The organism is Kitasatospora sp. Xyl93 (assembly GCF_055383135.1).
In genome coordinates this window covers 2,097,001-2,112,172 of record NZ_AP029185.1, presented here as the reverse complement: position 1 = coordinate 2,112,172, position 15,172 = coordinate 2,097,001, and the positions used below count along the sequence as shown (strand labels likewise).

The following is a 15,172-nucleotide window of genomic DNA, read 5'->3' as shown; positions in this document are numbered from 1 at the left end:
CCGGACGTGCCGGCGAGGACGGCCGGGAAGCCGTCGCCGCCCCGCCGCAGGCCGTGCGCCCTACTTCGGGGGCAGCGGCAGGACGTGGCGCAGGGCCTCAACGGCGTCCGGGGCGCCGTCGACGGTGACGGTGGTGCGTTCCCCGCGGCCGTAGGTGAACAGGACGAGCTCGGCGGGCTCGCCGGTGACGCGGACGGGGGCGTCGCCCGCGGGGCCGACGGTGAGGGAACGGCCGTCGGGGTGGGTGAGGGCCAGCCGGACGGGTGAGCGCCGGCCGGCCTCCAGCCGGGCGATGAGCGGCAGACGGCGCCAGAGGGCCTCGGCCCGGCCGGGCGGAACGGGCTGCGCGGTCCAGTCGTCGGCCGCGCGCAGGACGTCCTCGGCGTGGACGAAGTACTCGACGGTGTTCGCCGCCTCGTCGGCACCGGGAAGCGCGAACGGCGAGTAGACCGGCGGCCCGGCCCGGAACAGCCGCACCAACTCCTCGTACGGCCGCTGGGCGTAGCCGTCCTGCACCCGCCGCGTCCACCCGGCCAGCGCCCCGACCCGGATCCCGGCCGCCGCGTCGGGGCGGCGCTCGCGGACGACCAGGTGGGCGGCGAGGTCCCGGGTGGTCCAGCCGGCGCAGAGCGTGGGGGCGTCCGGGCCGGCGGCGGTCAGGAGTCGGGCGAGCCGGTGGCGTTCGGCGAGGGCGTGGTTCGACATGACGTCAGCCTAGGGGCTCCTCCCGCACCCGGTGGGTCCGGTCGCTCGGCTCTCGGAGCTTCCTCGACGCGATCCTGCTCTCCGTCACCCGATGACCGCCGCCAGGCCGGTGCAGAGCAGCTGGACGCTCCGTGCGAACTTCTCGTCCTGGCTCAGGCGCGGCATCAACGGGCCCATGACGAGGGGGAACCGCTCGCGCAGTCCGGCGTAGAGCTCGGCTGTGACGGTCGGCGGCGCCGTCGGCTGGTTCTGCTCCTGGAGGACGAAGCCGGTGACGTGGCTGAGCAGGGTGTCGGCGGCGATGCCGCAGTGGTCGGCGGGCAGACCGGCGTCGAGGAGGGTGCGCAGCAGGCGTTCCATCAGGGAGAGGGCGCCGGTGCTGAGCGTCCCGGGGCTCTCGGCGAGGAGCTGGGCGCCGCCGGGGTGCTGCTTGATGCTCAGCCGCAGGGTGGTGGCCTGGGTCCGGATGCGGTCCTGCCAGGTGGCGTCGGCCGGGAGGGCGTCCAGGGCCTCGGTGCCCGCGTCGTAGGCCCGGCGGCAGACCCGGTCGGCCATCAGGGCGAGCAGCTCCTCCTTGCCGCGTACGTGGTAGTAGAGGCTGCCCGCGTGGGCGTCGAGGCGGTCGGCGACCTGGCGCATGGACAGGTTCTGGTAGCCGACCTCGGCGAAGACGGCCATGCCCGCGTCGACGATGCGGTCCTTGGTGAGCTTCATGGACTCACCGTACAGCGTTTTCCAACACCGTTCGAAAGTTGTGCTAGCTTTGCGTCGGCAAGTTTTCGAACGGTGTTGGAAACACCGGAACCGGGGGGAGGGGCCAGACGTGGAGGCGATCGTCTTCAACGTGACCACGGCCGCGCTGATGGTCATGATGGTCAACTGCGGGCTCGGCGTGGTGGGCCGCGACACCCTGCGCGGACGGCCGCTGCCGTGGGCGGCGATCGCCCTGACCGCGCTCGCCGTCGGTGGCGTGCTGCTCCAGCTCGTCTGGTCCGGCGCGATAGACGCGCTCGACGCCGACCCCGCCAAGTCGGGCTGGTGGCGCGAGTTCACCTCGGTGTTCCTGCAGAACGGCGGCCTCTTCGGCGGCCTGTGGAACCTCGTCACCCTCGCCGCCGTCGCCGCGCTGGCCCAGTGGTACTGGGGCGGCCCGCTCACCCTCGGCTTCTTCCTCGCCGGCATCCTGCTGCCCGGCCGCGTCGACACCCTGCTCGGCCTGGGCGACGGCCCCAGCACCGACCCCCGCAACTTCGCCGGCAGCTCCGGCGCCACCTACTTCCTCGGCGCCACCCTCGCCCTCGCCTTCCTCACCCGCACCCGCCTCCCCAAGGAGATCGCGCTGGCAGCCGGCGTCCCCGCCCTGGGCCTCGCCATGTGGCTCGCCCAGGAGAACGGCCACGGACTGGTGTCCGTCTACGGCTTCGCCCTCGCCGCGGCGGCGTGGGCGGTCCGCCGCCGACCGCTCCACCGGGCACCCGGCCGCGCGGTCTGACCCGCGGACGCGCCGCCGGCGCCACGATCACCGTCGACGCGGCCGGCAGCGCGGACCTCGGTCCGGGAACTCGACGTGACCGCGCGGCCGTGCCGAAGGCGTGCACGTCCTTCGCCGTCCGGCGCCGGTGGGCGGGCCTCTTGACCTCGGGCTCCGGGCGCCGACCGCCCGTTGGGGGCGAGTTCGGTGAACTGCCTGCCGAGGAGGGGGTGGGTGGGCCATCCTCGTGGCCATGACCTCCGAGCAGCAGCCGCCCGCAGCCGGCTCCCGCCCGTCCCGCGGCCTGGTCCTCACCGTGGCCGCCGTGTTGGTCGTCCTGCTCGCGGTGGTGGCCACCGCGGTGCTCTGGCCGGACGACAGGAAGCCGGCCGCCGCGCCACCGCCGCCCACCCCCACGGCAACGGTCACCCCGACGCCGACACCCACCCCGACGCCCACGCCGCAGCCGCCGTACGCCTTCTTCCCGGTCGGCGCCTGCTTCGACCACCCGCAGCTGAGCCCGGTGATCACCAAGCCGGAGGAGCGCCCCTGCACCGGCGACCACGACGGTGAGGTGATCGCCGACCTCAAGCTGGCCGACGGCATCACCGGCGACATCCCGCTCGCCCTCGCCATGCGGGACGGCTGCAAGGAGGCCGAAGCCGCCGCCAAGGCCCGCCAGGGTGACGGAAAGACCTACTACGGCCGTCAGTTCGGCCCGGCGATGGCCAACTACCAGCAGGGCTGGCGCGACTACACCTGCACCCTGACCGCCGGCAACAAGCAGGGCGGCCCCAAGCTCACCGGGCAGCTGCGCCCGTAAGGGCTCCCGGCCGGAGGGGGCCGCCGCTGGTCGGTCGGCATCCGGCATCCGATTCCCAGTCGCGCTCGGTACCGGGCGGGGGCGGGCGCCGCCGGGGCGGTGGGGCGGGCTGACACAATGGGGCCCATGTCCACGACACCCGCCACCCCTGGCAGCACCGCCCTCGCGCCCGAGATCGCCGCGCGGCTCAAGCGCACCGAGGACGGGCTGCTCCCGGCCATCGCCCAGCAGTACGACACCGGCGAGGTGCTGATGCTCGGGTGGATGGACGACGAGGCGTTGCACCGCACCCTCACCACGGGCCGCTGCACCTACTGGAGCCGCAGCCGCCGTGAGTACTGGGTGAAGGGCGACACCTCGGGCCACGTCCAGGCGGTCAAGTCGGTGGCCCTGGACTGCGACGGCGACACCCTGCTGGTCAAGGTCGACCAGAGCGGCGCGGCCTGCCACACCGGTGACCGCACCTGCTTCGACGCCGACGTGCTCCCGCTGTCCTGATCCCTCCCCGTCCACAACTCCAGAAGGTGCCGCCCGTCATGGATCTCGAAGCCTTCCGCAAGCTCGCCGTCGACACCCGGGTCATCCCGGTCACCCGCAGGCTCCTCGCGGACGGCCTCACCCCGATCGGCCTCTACCGCAGCCTCGCCGAGGAGCGGCCCGGCACCTTCCTGCTGGAGTCCGCCGAGCAGGGCCGCAGCTGGTCGCGCTACTCCTTCGTCGGGGTGCGCAGCGCCGCCGCGCTCACCGTCGGCCCGGACGGCGGGGCCCGCTGGCTCGGCACCCCGCCGGTCGGCATCCCCACCACCGGCGACCCGCTGGAGGTGCTGCGCACCGCCCTGCAGGCGCTGCACACCCCGCGGCAGGAGGACGACGGCCTGCCCCCGCTCACCGGCGGCCTGGTCGGCTACCTCGGCTACGACATCGTCCGCCGGCTGGAGAAGCTGCCCGACCTCAACCCGGACGACCTGGGCCTGCCCGAGCTGACCATGCTGCTCGCCACCGACCTCGCCGTGCTCGACCACGTCGACGGCACGGTGCTGCTGATCGCCAACGCCGTCAACCACAACGACCTCGCCAGCGGCGTGGACGAGGCCTGGGCGGACGCGGTGGCCCGGCTGGACGCGATGGAGGCCGAGCTGTCCAAGCCGGTCGACCCGGGCCTGGCCACCTTCTCCCCGGCCGGCCCCGGCGAGGTGCACTCGCCGTTCGGCGGCGAGCCGTACCGGGCCGCGGTGGAGGAGATCAAGGAGCGGATCCGGGCCGGCGAGGCCTTCCAGGTGGTGCCCTCGCAGCGCTTCGAGGCGCCCTGCCCGGCCTCCGCGCTGGACGTCTACCGGGTGCTGCGCACCACCAACCCCAGCCCGTACATGTACCTGTTCCGCTTCCCCGGGCCGGACGGCGGCGCCGAGGGCGGCTTCGACGTGGTCGGCTCCAGCCCGGAGGCGCTGGTCAAGGTGACCGGGGGCGAGGCGATGCTGCACCCGATCGCCGGCACCCGGCACCGCGGCGCCACCCCGCACGAGGACGCGGAGCTGGCCGCCGAGCTGCTCGCCGACCCCAAGGAGCGGGCCGAGCACCTGATGCTGGTGGACCTGGGCCGCAACGACCTCGGCCGGGTCTGCGAGCCGGGCAGCGTCGAGGTGGTCGACTTCATGCAGATCGAGCGCTACAGCCACGTGATGCACATCGTGTCGACGGTGACCGGCAAGGTCGCGCCCGGGCGGACCGCCTTCGACGTGCTGACCGCCTGCTTCCCGGCCGGCACCCTCTCCGGCGCCCCCAAGCCCCGGGCGATGCGGATCATCGAGGAGCTGGAGCCCACCCGGCGCGGCCTGTACGGCGGCTGCGTCGGCTACCTGGACTTCGCCGGGGACTCGGACACCGCGATCGCGATCCGCACCGCGGTGCTGCGCGACGGCACCGCCTACGTGCAGGCCGGCGCGGGCGTGGTCGCCGACTCCGACCCGCACGGCGAGGACACCGAGTGCCGCAACAAGGCGGCCGCCGTGCTGCGGGCCGTCGCCACCGCCAATACGCTGCGGAGGCCGGAACTGTCCTGAGGCGCGAGGAGGCGGCCGGGATGCCCGAGGTCCCCGACGTGCCCGACGTCCCCGACGTGCCCGAGACGGCCGAGGTGCCGTACGACGAGCTGCGCTGGGCGGTCGTGCTCGGCGCGGCCGGCCAGCTCGGCGAGCAGCCGGCGGGCCACGGGCGGGTGCTGTCCGGGGTGGCGATCGACTTCCCGGCCGACTCCTCGGCGGACGCCCCGCCGGTGCTCGCCCCGGACCTCGCCGTGCTCGCCCCGGACGCGGTCCGGGGCGGGCGGGGCCGGTTCGTGGCGGCCGGGGTCGAGGCGGTGCTGGAGCTGGCCCGGCCGGGTCTGGCGGAGGCGGCGAGGGCGTACGCGTGCAGCGGCGTCCCGCTGTACGTGGTGGTCGATCCGGCCGCGGCGGTCTGCACCGTGCACACCGCGCCGTCCCCGGAGGGGGTGTACCGGGAGGCCGAACGGGTGCCGTTCGGCAACGACCTCTTCCTGCCGCTCGGCGGCCGCACGGTGGTGCTGCGCACGGACGAGTTCCCCACCCCGCGACCCGCCCCCTGACCCGCCCCGCGCCCCACCCCGCCGCCCACCCCCGACCGACCCGCGACGCGACCCGCCCCCACCCCGGGTACGGCCCCCGGCGTCAGCCGGGGGATAGTGGACGGGTGACCGCTGAGCAGACCCCCGCCCCCGCCACTCCCAGCCGCCGCACCCTCGGCGTGATGCTGCTGCTGACCGTGCTGAGCGCCGTGCTGGTGCTGACCGCGGTCGGGCGGACCTGGGCCGAGGGCCGGGCCGGCACCCTGGACGTCTCCGTCACCGGCGGCAGGATCTCCGAACTGCCCGGCGGCCTGGCCCTGGTGGGCCTCGCCGCGGCGGTCGCGGTGTTCGCGGTGCGCGGTGCCGGCCGGCTCGCCGTCGGCGCGCTGACCCTGCTGGCCGGGCTCGGCGCGGCCGCCGCCTCGGTGGCCGGGGCGGGCGACACCGCCGCGCTGGACGCCGAGGCCGCCCGCAAGCTGGCGCTGACCGGCTCGGCGGCCACCGAGGTCTCGCACACCGCCTGGCCCTGGGTGGCGCTGGTCGGCGGGGCGCTGCTCGCCCTGGCCGGACTGCTCACCCTGCGCTACGGCCGGGGCTGGCCGGCCATGGGCAGCCGCTACGAGGCGCCGACCCGCAGGACCCCGGCGAAGGCCGACACCCCGGGCGACCTGTGGAAGGCCCTGGACCGCGGCGAGGACCCCACCGCGGTGTGAGCCGCGCGCACGTGACGCGTGAGCCGCGCGCATGTGACGCGATAGACCCGCCACCCGCTTTGGGCCCCCGATGTGTGGCCCGGCACAATGGAACCCGTCAACCCGCCGGCGGCCCCGCAGGCCCGGCCGGGCCCCGAGAGCCAAGGAGCACCATTCAGATGGCAGCAGCAGCACACGGCCACACCCCCGCCGCCTGGACCGGCGTCGTCATCTCCTTCGTCGGTTTCGGTGTCGCGGGCGTCGCGATGATCCTGCCGTCGGTGCTGCTCGTCTGGGTCGGCCTGGCGGTCGTCCTGGCCGGCGGTGTGGTCGGCAAGGCCATGTCCCTGGCGGGCATGGGCAAGCAGGCCAGCACCAACGTCTACAAGTCGGTCGAGGAGCAGACCGCGGCCCGTGAGGCCGCCGCCGTCGCCGCCTGACGACGGATCGTCGCACCACACGTTTGTCGTACATCGGAACGGCGGGCGCGCCACGCCCGCCGTTTCGTCGTGTCCGGGCCCGATCCGGGCAGAATCGGGGCGTGACCTCCGCCTCCACCGCCTCCGCCCCGCCGCCCGTGCTGCGCCGGCTGAGGCCGCCGCTGACCGCGCTGGCGGCGGTGGCCGTCCCCGCCGCGTACGTCGCCGTGGTGGACCCGAACACCCCCGGGCACTACCCGGAGTGCCCGTTCCTGACCGCCACCGGCTGGTGGTGCCCCGGCTGCGGGGGGATCCGCTGCGTCCACGCGCTGACCCACGGGGACCTCACCGGGGCCCTGCACGACAACGCCGTCGCCGTCCTGCTGTTCGGCGTGCTGGCGGTGCTCTGGCTGCGCTGGGGCTGGGCCGCGCTGACCGGCGGGGCGCCGCCCAGGATCACCGTCGGGGGCCGGCGCTGGGCGCTGATCGCCTTGCTGGTGCTGGTGTTCACCGTGGTGCGCAACTCGTCGATCGGGGCGGGGCTCGCGCCGCCGCTGGTCTGATCCGGCCGCGGGACGGCCGGTCCGGGCCGCTCGGCCGGCCCCCGGACCCGCTTTTCCGGCCGCCGGGCCGTGCGTCCCGACCTGCCGAACCGCGCTTCCCGGCCACCGGCCGCGTCCGGGCGGCTCCCGGACCGTCCGAAAACCGGTGCGAAGACCGTCCGAAAACCGCTGTGGCGCCGACGAAGCCGCAGCTGGGGTGCACCGGGGCGGACGTCCGGTCGGTAGGACGGGGTTCGAACCGATGCGCTCCCCGCCCCCGGGTGCCGATACCATCGAAGAGCCGGTGGGCTGTCGCCCGCCGACTCGCGCCGACCAACTGGCAGAAAAGATGGGGGCTCCTGAGTGAGTGTGCTCGACTCGATCATCGAAGGGGTCCGCGAGGACCTCGCCGAGCGGCAGGCCCGGGTCTCCCTGGACGAGCTCAAGGAGCTCGCCGCCAAGGCCCCGGAGGCCAAGGACGGCGTCACCGCCCTCAAGGGCGACGGGGTCCGGGTGATCTGCGAGGTGAAGCGCTCCAGCCCGTCCAAGGGCGCCCTGGCCTCGATCGCCGATCCGGCCGCCCTGGCGGTCGACTACGCGGCCGGCGGTGCCGCCGCGATCAGCGTGCTGACCGAGCAGCGCCGCTTCGGCGGGTCGCTGGCCGACCTGGACGCCGTCCGCGCCGCGGTGGACACCCCGCTGCTGCGCAAGGACTTCATCGTCACCGCCTACCAGCTGTGGGAGGCCCGTGCGCACGGCGCCGACCTCGCGCTGCTGATCGTCGCGGCCCTCGACCAGCCGGCCCTGGTGTCGCTGATCGAGCGCGCCGAGTCGATCGGCCTCACCCCGCTGGTGGAGGTGCACGACGAGGAGGAGATCAAGCGCGCGGTGGACGCCGGCGCCCGGATCATCGGCGTCAACGCCCGCAACCTCAAGACGCTCGAGGTGGACCGCAACACCTTCGAGAACGTCGCCCACGCGATCCCGGACGGCATCGTCAAGATCGCCGAGTCCGGTGTGCGCGGCCCGCTGGACGTGATCAACTACGCCAACCTGGGCGCCGACGCGGTGCTGGTCGGCGAGACCCTGGTGACCGGCAAGGACCCGCGCGCCGCGGTCGCCGACCTGGTCGCCGCCGGGGCCCACCCCGCCGTCCGGCACAAGGACTGACGCCACCCGATGAAGATCGCCGCCCGACTCGCCCCCGGTTGCCGCCCGCGCGGCTGCCGCGCGCCCGCACGCCGGGTGCTGGGGCGTCGGGTGCGGTACGTCATCGGGTGCGAGCCCGGGCAGGTGCCGGGGCGGCGATGGCGCGTGACGTCCGGCTGAGGCCCAGCCACCCGGCTGAGCCCGGCCGGTCGGACGTCACCGTTGTTCATCTCCGTTCAAGGGAAACCACCATGTCCGAGAAGGACTACCTGCCCGGTGCCCAGGTGCCGGACGCGCGAGGCTACTTCGGCGCGTACGGCGGCCGCTTCATCCCCGAGGCGCTGGTCGCCGCGGTCGAGCAGGTCGCCGAGGAGTACGAGAAGGCCAAGGCCGACCCGGCCTTCGCCGCCGAGCTCGACGGGCTGCTCAAGGACTACACCGGGCGCCCGAGCCCGCTGACCGACGTGCACCGCTTCTCCGCCGAGGCGGGCGGCGCGCGCATCCTGCTCAAGCGCGAGGACCTCAACCACACCGGCTCGCACAAGATCAACAACGTGCTGGGCCAGGCGCTGCTCACCCGGCGGATGGGCAAGACCCGGATCATCGCCGAGACCGGCGCCGGCCAGCACGGCGTGGCCACCGCGACCGCCTGCGCGCTGTTCGGCTTCGACTGCACCATCTACATGGGCGAGGTCGACACCGAGCGCCAGGCGCTCAACGTCGCCCGGATGCGGATGCTCGGCGCCGAGGTGGTGGCCGTCAAGTCCGGCAGCCGGACGCTCAAGGACGCCATCAACGAGGCGTTCCGGGACTGGGTCGCCAACGTCGACTCCACCCACTACCTGTTCGGCACCGTCGCCGGGCCGCACCCGTTCCCGATGATGGTCCGGGACTTCCACCGGGTCATCGGCGTCGAGGCGCGCCGGCAGGTGCTGGAGCGGACCGGGCGGCTGCCCGACGCGGTGGTGGCCTGCGTGGGCGGCGGCTCCAACGCGATGGGGATCTTCCACGAGTTCATCCCGGACGCCGGGGTGCGGCTGGTCGGCTGCGAGGCGGCCGGCGAGGGCGCCGAGACGCCCCGGCACGCGGCCACCCTCACCAAGGGCGACCCGGGGGTGCTGCACGGCTCCCGGACGTACGTCCTCCAGGACGAGGACGGCCAGACCATCGAGTCGCACTCGATCTCGGCGGGGCTGGACTACCCCGGGGTCGGGCCGGAGCACGCCTGGCTGAAGGACACCGGGCGGGCGGAGTACCGGCCGGTCACCGACGACGCCGCGATGCAGGCGCTGCGGCTGCTGTCCCGCACCGAGGGGATCATCCCGGCCATCGAGAGCGCCCACGCGCTCGCCGGGGCGCTGGAGCTGGGGCGCGAGCTCGGGCCGGAGGCGACCGTCCTGGTCTCGCTGTCGGGACGCGGGGACAAGGACATGCACACCGCGGCCGAGTACTTCGGGCTGTACGACGAGCGGACCGGCGGTTCGGGCGAGGGTTCCGGCGACGGCGCCGCCGAGGGGGGCAAGTGATCATGACTTCCAAGCTGAGCGGTGTGCTGGCGGCCGCGAAGGCCGAGGACCGGGCCGCGCTGATCGGCTACCTGCCGGCCGGGTTCCCGACCGTGGACGGCGGGATCCGGGCGGTCAAGGCGCTGATCGAGGGCGGCTGCGACGTGGTCGAGGTCGGCCTGCCGCACTCCGACCCGGTCCTGGACGGCGCGGTCATCCAGACCGCCGACGACATCGCGCTGCGGGGCGGTGTGCGGATCAAGGACGTGCTGCGGACCGTCCAGGAGGTCGCCTCGGCGCACCCCGGGGCCGCGGTGCTGGTGATGACGTACTGGAACCCGGTCGACCGCTACGGCGTGGCGCGGTTCGCGGCGGACCTGGCGGCCGCGGGCGGGGCCGGGTGCATCCTGCCGGACCTCCCGGTGGAGGAGTCCGAGGAGTGGCGCAAGGCGGCGGACGAGCACGGTCTGGACACCGTGTTCGTGGTCGCCCCGAGCAGCAAGGACGCGCGCCTCGCGGAGGTCACGGCGGCGGGCAGCGGGTTCGTGTACGCGGCCGCGGTGATGGGCGTGACCGGGACGCGGTCGGCCGTCGGGTCGATGGCCGAGGACCTGGTCGCCCGGACCCGGGCCACCACGGACCTGCCGGTCTGCGTCGGGCTCGGCGTGTCGGACGCGGCGCAGGCGGCGGAGGTCGCCCGGTTCGCGGACGGCGTGATCGTGGGGTCGGCGTTCGTGAAGCGGATCCTGGCCGCGGGCGAGGACGAGGCCGCGGCGCTGGACGCCGTACGGGCCCTGGCCGGAGAGCTGGCCGAGGGCGTGCGCAGGCGCTGACGCCCGGTAGGACCGTCCGACCGGCGGCCCCTCACTCCCTCGGGGAGTGGGGGGCCGCCGCGTTCCCGGGGCGCTCGCTCGCGGCCGTCGCTCTTCCCGGCCGTCGCTCTTCCGGGTCACGCGCCCTCCCGCGGCACGAGCGCTTCCGCCGCCGCCGTTCTTCCGCGGGGCGTGGGCGCGGGCGCGCGGCATTGGCGTGCGCGCCGACCGGGATGCGGACCCGAACGGGTGAACAAGGGGTGGGGACACGCATCAGAGGGGGTTGGCGGACGTTGAGAGGAGGGAGGAGTGCACGAACGGTTACGGACCCGAGCGGAAGGAGTGAGCCGGTGCGGAGTCTCCAGCGGGCCGTCCTGCTGCGGGCGGCGGCGGCCGTGGTGGTGCTCGGCGGCGCGGTCGGGGTGCACGTCGAGGTGGGGCAGGCGCTGGCCAAGCGGGGTGCCGAACGGGCGGAACGGGAGGCGGTGGCGTGCGCGGAGGCGGCCCGGCACCCCGATCTGTTCGAGGCGGGGTGGCTTGCGGGGTGCCGCTGACGCGCGGGTGTTCGGTTCCGGGCGGTCCATTCGGACAGAGCGTCACTCATCCGGCTTAATTACCGAATACGGAGGAACCACCCCCCGCCCCGGACGGTTCCTCAGGGAGTGAACGAGTTTCCCGAGGGGGGTTCCCTGATGGCCGCGCAGCCTGATGGCTCCGCGCCCGCGCCGCCGAGAGCGGGGCGCCCGGTGCCGGTCCGGAGTGAGTGGCTCGGCACGGTGGTCCGGCTCGCCCTCGCGGTCGTCTGGGGGTGGGCCGGGCTGGCGAAGGTCTCCGATCCGGCGGAGGCCGCGCAGGCCGTACGGGCCTACGAGATCCTCCCCGAGGGGCTGGTCAAGCCGATCGGTTACGGCCTGCCGTTCCTGGAGCTGGCACTGGCCCTGCTGCTGGTGGTGGGCCTCGGCGTCCGGCTGGTGGCCGGGGTCTCCGCGCTGCTGCTGCTGGTGTTCATCGCCGGGATCGCCTCCGCCTGGGCGCGCGGCATCTCGATCGACTGCGGCTGCTTCGGCGGCGGCGGGCACGTCGACGAGTCCCAGACGAAGTACCTCCAGGAGATCCTGCGCGACACCGGGTTCCTGTTGCTCGCCGGATGGCTGCTGTGGCGGCCCCGCACCCGGCTGTCGGCAGACGGCCGGCTGGCGAGCTGACCCCCACATCCCTGCACCCGACGAAGGCCCCCGACCGTGGATGTCAAGGCAATGAGCGAGAAGAACCGAGAAGGCAAGCGCACCGCCCGCGAGCGGATGCTGGAGCAGCGGGCGGCCGACGAGGCCTCCTCCCGGCGCAAGAAGAAGCTGATCGTGGGCGGGTCCGTGCTCGCGGTGATCGCCGCCGCGGTGATCGTCGGCGTCGTGGTGCAGAACCAGCGCTCCAAGCCGGAGACGCCGACCGCCGCCCCCGCCGGGACGATCGGCGACAAGAACCTGGTCATCCCGGTCGGCGCCGCCGACGCGCCCTCCGTCCTCACCGTCTACGAGGACCCGCGCTGCCCCGCCTGCGGCACCTTCGAGCGCGAGTTCTCGGCGACCGTCGACCAGCTGGAGGACGCCGGGAAGATCTACACGAACTACCACATCGTGTCGTTCATCGACCGGGCGGTCACCGGCAAGGGCTCCCGGACCGGCGCCAACGCGCTGGCCTGCGCCCAGGACGCCGGGCACTTCCGGGACTTCCACGACGTGCTGTACCGCAACCAGCCGGAGGAGACCAACGACGCCTTCGGCGACAAGGCCGTCCTGCTCAGCCTGGCCAAGCAGGTCAACGGCCTGGACACGCCCGGGTTCCAGTCCTGCGTCAAGGACAACCGGTTCGGTGGCTGGGTGTCCGCGGTGCAGCAGGACTTCGACAAGTCCAGCTTCAAGTCCACCCCCACGGTGCTGCTCAACGGCCAGCCGATCTACCCGAAGAACGGCAGCGAGGAGATCACCCCGGCGAACCTGGTGAAGTGGGTGGACGCCGCGAACCAGGGCAAGCAGCTGGGAACGGCGGGTTCGCACGGGCAGACCCCGGCGCCGACCAGCACCGCTTCGGAGGCCAACAACCCGTCGCCGACGGCCGGCTGAGCCCGCCGCGCCGCGCCGCCCCCTCCCCGTCCGGAGGGGGCGGCGCCGACCGTTGTTCGGTTTCTGTGACCACAAGGCTGCCCGAGCGGCCCGTCGGACCCTGTAGCGTCGGAACTGCCATGGATATCGCCTACATTCCCAGCCCGTCGCGGGGCGTCCTGTACCTGGGACCGGTCCCGCTGCGCGCCTACGCCTTCTGCATCATCCTCGGTGTCGTCGTTGCCGTCTGGCTCGGCAGCAAGCGCTGGGTCGCCCGGGGCGGTGCCAAACACACCGTCGGTGACATCGCCGTGTGGGCCGTGCCGTTCGGCCTGGTCGGCGGCCGCCTGTACCACGTGATCACCGACGGCGGCCGCCTGTACTTCGCCGAGGGGAAGAACCCCTGGGACGCCCTCAAGATCTGGGAGGGCGGCCTCGGCATCTGGGGCGCGGTCGCGCTGGGCGCGGTCGGCGCCTGGATCGGCGCCCGCCGCCGGGGCGTGCCGCTGCCCGCGTACGCCGACGCCATCGCGCCGGGCATCGCGCTCGCGCAGGCGCTGGGCCGCTGGGGCAACTACTTCAACCAGGAGCTGTACGGCCGGGAGACCACCCTGCCGTGGGGCCTGGAGATCGACAAGACGCTGCCGGGCGGCGAGGTCGTGAAGGGCGTCTACCACCCGACCTTCCTGTACGAGTCGCTGTGGTGCGTCGGCGTCGCGCTGCTGGTGATCTGGGCGGACCGCCGGTTCAAGCTGGGCCACGGCCGGGTGTTCGCGCTGTACGTGGCCGCGTACACGGTGGGCCGGTTCTGGACCGAGTGGCTGCGGATCGACGAGGCGCACGTCTACTTCGGCCTGCGGCTGAACGACTGGGTGTCCATCGGGGTGTTCGTCGGCGCCGTCGCGTACTTCGTGATCGCGGGGAAGAAGCGGCCCGGGCGGGAGGACCCGGCGAGCATCGACCCGGCCGCGCACCTGGCGGAGGACGACCGGACCGACGGCAAGGGCGACGGGAAGGCCGACGGCAAGGCCGACCGGAAGGCCGACGACACGCCGGTGCCGCGGAAGGCCGGTGAGCCCGCGGACCGGAAGCCGGTCGAGCCCGTGGGCGGCGGGGCGGCCGCCGAAACGGTCGGCGAGGACGCCAAGAACCCGATCTGACCAGGGGCTTCCCCCGGCTGAGGCCACCCTTCGCGAGCGTTGCGAAGGGTGGCCTCAGTGGTGTTCGGACAGCCTTACTTTGCTGGAAATGCCCAGGTCAGACGGGCTACGTTCAGGGCTGACGAACGACGACGGAGGGGAACGACGATGAGCGCGACCACTGTGGGAGCCGACGCCGCACAGCAGCCCCGGATACCCGCGGCCGACCACCACCGGGACGTCAACGGCGGCTGGCTGCGGCCGGCCGTGTTCGGCGCGGTGGACGGGCTGGTGTCCAACTTCGCGCTGATGACCGGGGTGGTCGGCGGAGCGGTGTCCAACGGGACGGTGATCCTGACCGGGCTGGCGGGCCTGGCGGCCGGCGCCTGCTCGATGGCGGCGGGGGAGTACACCTCGGTGGCCTCGCAGCGGGAGCTGGTGCAGGCCGAGATCGAGGTGGAGCGGCTGGAGCTGAGCCGCAACCCGCACGGGGAGCTGGCCGAACTGGCCCAGCTGTACGTCTCGCGCGGGGTGGACCCGGAGCTGGCCCACGAGGTGGCCCGGCAGCTGTCCGCCGACCCGGAGCTGGCCCTGGAGGTGCACGCCCGGGAGGAGCTGGGCGTCGACCCCACCGACCTGCCGTCGCCGCTGGTGGCGGCCGGCTCGTCGTTCCTGTGCTTCGCGCTCGGCGCGCTGCTGCCGCTGCTGCCGTACCTGCTGGGGGCGACCACGCTGCTGCCCGCCCTGCTACCGGCGGGGGCCGGGCTGTTCCTGTGCGGCGCGGTGGTGGCCCGGGTGACGGCCCGCAGCTGGTGGTTCAGCGGGCTGCGGCAGCTGGTGCTGGGCGGTGCGGCGGCCGGGGTGACCTACCTGCTGGGGTGGCTGATCGGCGGGCACGTCGGCTGACCGCGATCATGCATGGTTATGCTGGGAAGTGAGTGACGTTTCACACATGGTCGCCTGGCAACGCCTGGCACTGTCTCATCATCCGGGCCTGCGCGCCGCGGATTCGCAACTGCGGGCGGGCTCCCGGAATGGATTCCCAGGCATCCATGATCGGCTTCTGTGGCGGTCCGGTTTCGCCCCTGTTTCAGGCGGTGGAGCGTTGGGCACAATCGTCGGGACGTGCACTGTGGCACGTCCTCCTCACATCCCCGCTGACCTGCGCGCCGTCCCGCCATGTGGACGGGACATTCCGCTTCTCGGGATCACGGGCATCATGTAACTCGCACGAC

At 73.9% G+C, this 15,172-nt stretch carries 19 protein-coding genes; 17 read left to right on the top strand and 2 right to left on the bottom strand.

The window, feature by feature from the left end; genetic code table 11:
- Positions 1-60: 60 nt before the first annotated feature.
- Both ACZ5GH_RS09045 and ACZ5GH_RS09040 read right to left on the bottom strand, forming a co-directional pair.
- Positions 61-705, bottom strand: a complete 645-nt coding sequence (locus tag ACZ5GH_RS09045) for a TIGR03085 family metal-binding protein (protein ID WP_387749048.1) — start codon at positions 703-705, stop codon at positions 61-63.
- Between the two features lie 84 nt (positions 706-789).
- Positions 790-1,419: a TetR/AcrR family transcriptional regulator gene (locus ACZ5GH_RS09040; protein WP_387749051.1), complete on the bottom strand. Its 630-nt coding sequence runs from the start codon at positions 1,417-1,419 to the stop codon at positions 790-792.
- A gap of 109 nt (positions 1,420-1,528) precedes the next feature.
- Here ACZ5GH_RS09040 and ACZ5GH_RS09035 point away from each other — a divergent pair, with 109 nt between their 5' ends.
- The 17 genes from ACZ5GH_RS09035 to ACZ5GH_RS08955 all read left to right on the top strand — a co-directional run bounded on the left by ACZ5GH_RS09035 (position 1,529) and on the right by ACZ5GH_RS08955 (position 14,843).
- A complete protein-coding gene (locus ACZ5GH_RS09035; RefSeq protein WP_464333888.1) occupies positions 1,529-2,197 on the top strand; it encodes a hypothetical protein in 669 nt (222 codons plus the stop codon).
- A gap of 232 nt (positions 2,198-2,429) precedes the next feature.
- On the top strand, positions 2,430-2,999 hold the full coding sequence (locus ACZ5GH_RS09030) for a hypothetical protein (RefSeq protein ID WP_387749055.1): 570 nt from the start codon (positions 2,430-2,432) through the stop codon (positions 2,997-2,999).
- Positions 3,000-3,125: 126 nt separating this feature from the next.
- Complete coding sequence (hisI, locus tag ACZ5GH_RS09025; RefSeq protein ID WP_387749058.1) at positions 3,126-3,497, top strand: phosphoribosyl-AMP cyclohydrolase; 372 nt, start codon at positions 3,126-3,128, stop codon at positions 3,495-3,497.
- A gap of 38 nt (positions 3,498-3,535) precedes the next feature.
- Complete coding sequence (locus tag ACZ5GH_RS09020) at positions 3,536-5,059, top strand: anthranilate synthase component I (protein ID WP_387749061.1); 1,524 nt, start codon at positions 3,536-3,538, stop codon at positions 5,057-5,059.
- Between the two features lie 20 nt (positions 5,060-5,079).
- Positions 5,080-5,601 carry a Uma2 family endonuclease gene (locus ACZ5GH_RS09015; protein WP_387749064.1) on the top strand — a complete coding sequence of 174 codons (522 nt, stop codon included), beginning with the start codon at positions 5,080-5,082 and terminating at the stop codon, positions 5,599-5,601.
- Positions 5,602-5,705: 104 nt separating this feature from the next.
- Positions 5,706-6,293 (top strand): TIGR02234 family membrane protein, encoded by a 588-nt coding sequence (locus ACZ5GH_RS09010; RefSeq protein ID WP_464333887.1) that lies wholly within the window; start codon positions 5,706-5,708, stop codon positions 6,291-6,293.
- 158 nt (positions 6,294-6,451) lie between these two features.
- Entirely contained in the window at positions 6,452-6,712 is a 261-nt protein-coding gene (locus ACZ5GH_RS09005) for an HGxxPAAW family protein (RefSeq protein WP_387749069.1), read from the top strand.
- A 101-nt stretch (positions 6,713-6,813) separates the two neighbouring features.
- Positions 6,814-7,254, top strand: a complete 441-nt coding sequence (locus ACZ5GH_RS09000; RefSeq protein ID WP_387749072.1) for a DUF2752 domain-containing protein — start codon at positions 6,814-6,816, stop codon at positions 7,252-7,254.
- A gap of 342 nt (positions 7,255-7,596) precedes the next feature.
- Complete coding sequence (trpC, locus tag ACZ5GH_RS08995) at positions 7,597-8,403, top strand: indole-3-glycerol phosphate synthase TrpC (RefSeq protein WP_387749075.1); 807 nt, start codon at positions 7,597-7,599, stop codon at positions 8,401-8,403.
- Between the two features lie 9 nt (positions 8,404-8,412).
- Positions 8,413-8,562, top strand: coding sequence for a tryptophan biosynthesis modulator TrpM (gene trpM / locus ACZ5GH_RS08990; RefSeq protein WP_188296911.1), 150 nt, complete (start codon positions 8,413-8,415; stop codon positions 8,560-8,562).
- Positions 8,563-8,633: 71 nt separating this feature from the next.
- The gene (trpB, locus tag ACZ5GH_RS08985; protein ID WP_387749078.1) at positions 8,634-9,908 is read left to right on the top strand and encodes a tryptophan synthase subunit beta; all 1,275 of its coding nucleotides are present in this window, start codon (positions 8,634-8,636) and stop codon (positions 9,906-9,908) included.
- A gap of 2 nt (positions 9,909-9,910) precedes the next feature.
- Positions 9,911-10,720, top strand: coding sequence for a tryptophan synthase subunit alpha (trpA, locus tag ACZ5GH_RS08980; protein ID WP_387749080.1), 810 nt, complete (start codon positions 9,911-9,913; stop codon positions 10,718-10,720).
- 329 nt (positions 10,721-11,049) lie between these two features.
- Positions 11,050-11,253: a hypothetical protein gene (locus ACZ5GH_RS08975; RefSeq protein ID WP_355249753.1), complete on the top strand. Its 204-nt coding sequence runs from the start codon at positions 11,050-11,052 to the stop codon at positions 11,251-11,253.
- Positions 11,254-11,445: 192 nt separating this feature from the next.
- Positions 11,446-11,904: a MauE/DoxX family redox-associated membrane protein gene (locus ACZ5GH_RS08970; protein WP_387749083.1), complete on the top strand. Its 459-nt coding sequence runs from the start codon at positions 11,446-11,448 to the stop codon at positions 11,902-11,904.
- A 51-nt stretch (positions 11,905-11,955) separates the two neighbouring features.
- Complete coding sequence (locus ACZ5GH_RS08965) at positions 11,956-12,819, top strand: DsbA family protein (RefSeq protein WP_464333886.1); 864 nt, start codon at positions 11,956-11,958, stop codon at positions 12,817-12,819.
- Between the two features lie 119 nt (positions 12,820-12,938).
- Positions 12,939-13,958, top strand: coding sequence for a prolipoprotein diacylglyceryl transferase (gene lgt, locus ACZ5GH_RS08960; protein WP_464333885.1), 1,020 nt, complete (start codon positions 12,939-12,941; stop codon positions 13,956-13,958).
- Positions 13,959-14,105: 147 nt separating this feature from the next.
- A complete protein-coding gene (locus ACZ5GH_RS08955; RefSeq protein WP_387749091.1) occupies positions 14,106-14,843 on the top strand; it encodes a VIT1/CCC1 transporter family protein in 738 nt (245 codons plus the stop codon).
- Positions 14,844-15,172 lie beyond the last annotated feature (329 nt).

What these genes read in the sequence shown, in the direction of transcription:
- ACZ5GH_RS09045 (WP_387749048.1), bottom strand. Translation starts at nt 705, where the DNA reads ATGTCGAACCACGCCCTCGCCGAACGCCACCGGCTCGCCCGACTCCTG.
- trpB (WP_387749078.1), top strand. Translation starts at nt 8,634, where the DNA reads ATGTCCGAGAAGGACTACCTGCCCGGTGCCCAGGTGCCGGACGCGCGA.
- ACZ5GH_RS09015 (WP_387749064.1), top strand. Translation starts at nt 5,080, where the DNA reads ATGCCCGAGGTCCCCGACGTGCCCGACGTCCCCGACGTGCCCGAGACG.
- ACZ5GH_RS08955 (WP_387749091.1), top strand. Translation starts at nt 14,106, where the DNA reads ATGAGCGCGACCACTGTGGGAGCCGACGCCGCACAGCAGCCCCGGATA.
- trpA (WP_387749080.1), top strand. Translation starts at nt 9,911, where the DNA reads ATGACTTCCAAGCTGAGCGGTGTGCTGGCGGCCGCGAAGGCCGAGGAC.
- lgt (WP_464333885.1), top strand. Translation starts at nt 12,939, where the DNA reads ATGGATATCGCCTACATTCCCAGCCCGTCGCGGGGCGTCCTGTACCTG.
- ACZ5GH_RS09005 (WP_387749069.1), top strand. Translation starts at nt 6,452, where the DNA reads ATGGCAGCAGCAGCACACGGCCACACCCCCGCCGCCTGGACCGGCGTC.
- hisI (WP_387749058.1), top strand. Translation starts at nt 3,126, where the DNA reads ATGTCCACGACACCCGCCACCCCTGGCAGCACCGCCCTCGCGCCCGAG.
- ACZ5GH_RS09040 (WP_387749051.1), bottom strand. Translation starts at nt 1,419, where the DNA reads ATGAAGCTCACCAAGGACCGCATCGTCGACGCGGGCATGGCCGTCTTC.
- ACZ5GH_RS09020 (WP_387749061.1), top strand. Translation starts at nt 3,536, where the DNA reads ATGGATCTCGAAGCCTTCCGCAAGCTCGCCGTCGACACCCGGGTCATC.
- ACZ5GH_RS09030 (WP_387749055.1), top strand. Translation starts at nt 2,430, where the DNA reads ATGACCTCCGAGCAGCAGCCGCCCGCAGCCGGCTCCCGCCCGTCCCGC.
- ACZ5GH_RS08965 (WP_464333886.1), top strand. Translation starts at nt 11,956, where the DNA reads ATGAGCGAGAAGAACCGAGAAGGCAAGCGCACCGCCCGCGAGCGGATG.
- trpM (WP_188296911.1), top strand. Translation starts at nt 8,413, where the DNA reads ATGAAGATCGCCGCCCGACTCGCCCCCGGTTGCCGCCCGCGCGGCTGC.